The sequence below is a fragment of the Cupriavidus sp. FW305-26 genome, assembly GCF_058787975.1.
On record NZ_JBYTAH010000145.1, the window covers coordinates 1 to 4267 of the forward strand.

Genomic DNA, 4267 nt, shown 5'->3' on the forward strand with positions numbered 1-4267 from the left:
TGCCCGGACCCATGCCCGGACCCATGCCCATGCCCGGGCCCATGCCTTGGTCGTTGGCCATCGTCTGCATCATTTCCTGCATGAACGCCATGTGACTACCCGCCATGTCTTGGCACATCTGCATTTGATTTGATGGGGCGTTTCCCTTGGCGACTCTCTTGCCAGGAGCCATACGAGCAGGGCCGCCCATTTTCATCATGTCCTTTTGCATGATGGCCATTGCATCTTGCATGACCTGATGGCGTTCAGCCAAGAGGGCCTGACGCTCCTCCGGCGTTTTGGCACGCGAAAGCCGCTCTCTGATGGCACGCAGGTGGGCAACCTGGGCGTCCAGCTTTGCATCGCTGGAAACTCCGGGAGTTACGACCGGAGCCTTATCTTGCCGCTTTTCAGGATGGTGCTGCTCATGCTCAATGCCGGTAGCCGGCGACGCCGGGAAAGCTGCTGGCGCCCACGCTAGCACGGCGGCCGCAGTGATAAGGGTAGAGAGGCGATGGTTGGTGGACATGGGAGATCCTCCTATGAAAACATGATGGTTCCTAGTCCAAGGTATGCGGCGGTCAGGGATTTGAGTTGATTGGGATCAACGAAGCGATGGGTGTACCGGGTGTTCAGTCCCATCGATGTGCTGGTCTGCGCAGGAGCAATCTGCGCAGACCATTTTTGCGGATGCCCTCAGCAGCAATGCTCCGGTTGCCAGGAAACGGTCTGGCCAGGAACAAATCCGGCGGCGGAATACCTGGAAATCGACTATGAGGGCAGCAAGTCAGCGGGAACCGTGTAAAGCGCCACTTCGCCCGTCGGCGCCAGCCCTGCGGCGCATTGTTTGTTCCTCTGCCACGCCTCTATCCAACTGCACTTCGCTGCCAGTGCCGGCGTGCTTACGCCCGTTGCATGCTTGATTTGGCGCGCTCCGCGACCTCGAACACGAGCATGCCAGCCACCATTGCTGCCACAAAGCCAATGGCCTTCGGATAGCCAGCGCCCAGGGCAACCAGCGCGGGACCAGGGCAGAAGCCGGCCAGACCCCAGCCGACGCCGAAGGCGGCGCTGCCCAGTACCAGCCGCAGCGTTACGGCCGTGCTGGCCGGCAGTTGCACAGGCAGCCCCAGGAAGGAGCGTTTGCGGTGTTTGGCGATGAGGAAGGCGAGCGAGCCAATGACAATGGCACCGGCCATCACAAAAGCGAGGGACGGGTCCCAGGTTCCTGCAAGGTCAAGAAAGCCCAGCACCTTGGCCGGGTTGGCCATGCCGGAGACCATCAGGCCAATGCCAAATAGCAGGCCTGCGACGAGTGCAGTCATGGCGGTCATATCAGCCTCCAATCAGGTGCCGTTGCACGAAGACAGTCAGGAATCCCGCCACCATGAAGGTGAGGGTGGCGACCAGCGAGCGGATGGAGCCGCGCGAGATGCCGCACACGCCATGGCCGCTGGTGCAGCCGCTGGCGTAGCGGGTGCCAAGGCCGACCAGGAAGCCGGCGGCCAGGATTTCGCCCCAGCTTGCCTGGATATCCGCAATGGCGGGCTTGCCGAGCATGCTCGCAATCACAGGAGCGCCAACCAGGCCAGCGAGGAAGGTCAGGCGCCAGGCCATGTCCTTTCGAGGCAGGCTAAGCAGGCCGCCGAAGATGCCGCTGATGCCGGCAATGCGGCCGTTGAACAGCAGCAGCACGGCGGCCGCCGCACCGATGATGAGCCCGCCGACCAGTGACAGGCCGGGCGTGAAGTTAGCGAGGTCAATCAGCATGTCGCCTCCTGATCGGGGTTGGCACAGAACTGTTCATAAAGGACCGCCATGACGGCAAGCGCCTGGGGGCTCGCCACCGAATAGAAGATGCTCTTGCCGTCACGGCGCGTGGCCACCAGGCTGTTCTCGCGCAGCACACCGAGCTGTTGAGACAGCGTCGGCTGCCGGATGCCGAGCTGTTCCTCCAGCTCACCGACAGACAGCTCGCCTTGGGACAGGCGGCACATCAGCAGCAGGCGGTCCGGATTGGCAAGCACCTTGAGCAGGGCACAGGCCTGCGCCGCAGCAGCTTGCATGCTGGCGAGGTCGATGGCGGGGTGGGGCTGGTCCATAGGTCGTTTACATTTTGCTTGTTAATATTATATTGAAAAATAGAATGTGTGTGAATAGAATGTACTGCATCCAAGGAGGCGAGCATGCACCCGACTATCCAGCCGTTCTTCGACCCTGCGACCTGGACTGTGACGTACGTGGTCTTTCAGGAGGGGCGCCCCGAGTGCGCCATCATCGACTCGGTGCTGGACTACGACCCCAAGGCGGGTCGGACATCGACGGCAAGTGCTGATAAGGTTGTTGCGTTTGTGCGCGCGCATGGACTGAGAGTCGAGTGGATTCTCGAGACGCACGCGCATGCCGACCACCTGTCTGCCGCGCCGTACCTGAAGCGACACCTGGGTGGCCAGACAGCAATAGGCCAGAACATCCGCAACGTACAGGGGGTCTTCAAGACGCTTTTTAACCTGGAGCCTGAGTTTCGGCTCGACGGGTCGCAGTTCGACCACCTGTTTGACGACGGAGCGACGTTTGCCATCGGCGGCCTGACCGGCAGGGCGATTCATGTGCCAGGGCATACACCCGCCGACATGGCTTACCAGATTGGGGACGCGGTCTTTGTCGGCGATACGCTGTTCATGCCGGACGTCGGCACGGCTCGCTGCGATTTCCCGGGCGGCGACGCACACGAGTTGTATCGCTCCATCCGCAGGCTGCTGGACCTGCCGAGCAATACACGGCTCTTTATGTGTCACGACTATCCGCCCGAGGGGCGCGGGCCTGCATGGGAAACGACGGTGCGCGCTCAGCGCGAAGGCAATATCCACGTGCATGACGGCGTGAGCGAGGAACAGTTCGTGGCCATGCGCCGGGCGCGCGATGCGACGCTGGCGATGCCGACGCTGCTTCTGCCGTCGGTGCAAGTCAATATACGAGCCGGGGAGTTGCCGCCGCCCGATGCGAATGGCGTTCGCTATCTAAAAATCCCTCTGGACGTCATCTGAGGCAGGTTGTTTTCAATTGTTGTTCCCATTGCGATGGCGACGAACCGGAATGCACTCTCGACGCGGCCACCGAGCGCCGCAGCTGCGCCCAGGCAGAGCGCGCCGATGCCATACCCGAGGTCGCGCCAGAAGCGGTAGATGCCGATGGCGGACGCCCGCCAACTGGGGTGTGCGATGTCGGCTACCGCAGCGCTCAGATTGGGGTACAACATCGCCATGCCCAGCCCGGTCATCCCTCGGGCTTGTTACGGCTTCGTCATACTTCACCGTAGTGCTGCCAGCGACCCAATTAGCCTCCGCCCCTGCTCAGAACGGACAGCAGGCCTCCAACTTCAATGATGCTGGTCTTCATCTCATCCATCCTCGCAGGTCACAAGTTCGTGCTGCGCTACCGTCTCACTTCGAAATCGCCCCGCTCAGAAGATGTTCCTCTGCATAAGGAAACACAACTTCCGGATTAGGGCGAATCAGCTCAGCGTCCTTGTGCGCATAGTGAAGGCGGGTCAGTAGATCCTTGATGACGCTGAGGCGTGCGACATGCTTGTCGTCGGCGCGCACGACGTTCCATGGCACGATGTCGCTGGTTCGAGCAAACATCTCGTTCCGTGCCTTACTGTATTTCTTCCAAAGCGATACCGCTTGTTCGTCAATGGGGCTGACTTTCCACTGCTTTAGCGGGTCCCGGCGGCGCTCTTCGATGCGCTTCTTCTGTTCGGCCTTGCTGATGTCAAGGTAGTACTTGATAAGACGAATTCCGGAACGCACGAGCATCCGTTCGAACTCTGGGACACTTGCCATGAACTCCTCATGCTCGTCCTTGGTGCAGAAGCCCATCACATGTTCCACACCGGCCCGGTTGTACCAACTGCGATTGAAAAGGGTGAACTCGCCGGCCGCAGGCAGCTCGGCCGCATAGCGGCGGAAGTACCAGGAGCCTCGGTCACGGTCGGATGGCTTCCCCAGTGCGACGACGCGCGTTTCACGCGGACTGAGGTGTTCGACAATGCGCTTGATGGTCCCATCCTTCCCAGACGCATCCCTTCCCTCAAAAATCACCAGAATCCGGTCGCTGCAGGAAATGAAGTGCTTCTGTAGTTTGACCAGCTCGATTTGAAGCAGGTGGAGATTCTCCTCATAGCTGTCATGGGAGAGGGCGCTTGCCTCGGATGGAGCCGTCTTGCTACTTGTCTTCATTTTCATGGTTCACCTCACTTGAGTCGGGCGCATCGGGTGGGAAAGGG

General features: G+C 60.7%; 6 protein-coding genes and 1 pseudogene. 1 reads left to right on the top strand and 6 read right to left on the bottom strand.

The window, feature by feature from the left end; translation table 11 throughout:
- From AC3WQZ_RS35445 to AC3WQZ_RS35460, 4 genes are all read right to left on the bottom strand, one after another.
- A partial coding sequence (locus tag AC3WQZ_RS35445; RefSeq protein WP_492302138.1) for a hypothetical protein occupies positions 1-508 on the bottom strand: 508 nt, incomplete at its 3' end.
- Positions 509-881: 373 nt separating this feature from the next.
- Positions 882-1313, bottom strand: a complete 432-nt coding sequence (locus tag AC3WQZ_RS35450) for a DUF6691 family protein (RefSeq protein WP_492302139.1) — start codon at positions 1311-1313, stop codon at positions 882-884.
- Between the two features lies 1 nt (position 1314).
- On the bottom strand, positions 1315-1749 hold the full coding sequence (locus AC3WQZ_RS35455) for a YeeE/YedE family protein (RefSeq protein ID WP_492297433.1): 435 nt from the start codon (positions 1747-1749) through the stop codon (positions 1315-1317).
- Positions 1743-2081, bottom strand: a complete 339-nt coding sequence (locus AC3WQZ_RS35460; protein ID WP_492302140.1) for a metalloregulator ArsR/SmtB family transcription factor — start codon at positions 2079-2081, stop codon at positions 1743-1745. Before AC3WQZ_RS35460 ends, AC3WQZ_RS35455 begins: the two co-directional genes overlap by 7 nt.
- A gap of 84 nt (positions 2082-2165) precedes the next feature.
- Here AC3WQZ_RS35460 and AC3WQZ_RS35465 point away from each other — a divergent pair, with 84 nt between their 5' ends.
- The gene (locus AC3WQZ_RS35465) at positions 2166-3026 is read left to right on the top strand and encodes an MBL fold metallo-hydrolase (RefSeq protein ID WP_058698032.1); all 861 of its coding nucleotides are present in this window, start codon (positions 2166-2168) and stop codon (positions 3024-3026) included.
- A gap of 26 nt (positions 3027-3052) precedes the next feature.
- Here the strand turns inward: AC3WQZ_RS35465 and AC3WQZ_RS35470 are convergent.
- Both AC3WQZ_RS35470 and ppk2 read right to left on the bottom strand, forming a co-directional pair.
- Positions 3053-3259, bottom strand: a pseudogene (locus AC3WQZ_RS35470) (MFS transporter); the annotation flags it as partial.
- Positions 3260-3422: 163 nt separating this feature from the next.
- Positions 3423-4220, bottom strand: coding sequence for a polyphosphate kinase 2 (ppk2, locus tag AC3WQZ_RS35475; protein ID WP_011615440.1), 798 nt, complete (start codon positions 4218-4220; stop codon positions 3423-3425).
- Positions 4221-4267: the final 47 nt, after the last annotated feature.